This window comes from Nonomuraea mesophila (genome assembly GCF_004352805.1).
In the GTDB taxonomy this organism is placed as follows: domain Bacteria; phylum Actinomycetota; class Actinomycetes; order Streptosporangiales; family Streptosporangiaceae; genus Nonomuraea; species Nonomuraea longispora.
The window spans coordinates 1-401 of the sequence record NZ_SMLD01000422.1; the positions used below are offsets into that span (position 1 = coordinate 1).

A 401-nucleotide genomic window follows, 5' to 3' on the forward strand; every position below is an offset into this window, starting at 1 on the left:
CGCGAACAAGCCGTGTCGTGACCTTGTGCAGGTGATCCCTTCTACGGTCGGCGATCCGGGCGTACACCTTGGCGACCCTGGCCCGGGCCTTGGCGCGGTTGGCCGACCCCTTGGCCTTGCGGGCCAGCGCCCGCTGAGCCTTGGCCAGCTTGCGCCGGTCGCGGCGCTCGTGACCAGGATTGACGATCTTCTCGCCGGTGGAAAGCGTGGCCAGCGCCGTGATCCCAGCATCGATCCCCACGTTTTCCGCAACGGGCGGCAGCGGGCTGATCTCCTCCTCGACCAGCAGGGACACGAACCAGCGCCCCGCAGCATCCTTCGACACGGTCACCGTGGACGGCTCCACGCCCTCAGGAAGAGGGCGCGACCATGCGATCGCCAGCGGGGCGTCCATCTTCGCC

At 68.8% G+C, this 401-nt stretch carries 1 protein-coding gene; it reads right to left on the reverse strand.

Going from position 1 to position 401, the window contains the following annotated elements; all coding sequences use genetic code 11:
* The coding region (locus tag E1295_RS48380; RefSeq protein WP_166427811.1) for an RNA-guided endonuclease InsQ/TnpB family protein at window positions 1-401 on the reverse strand (401 nt) is incomplete at both ends.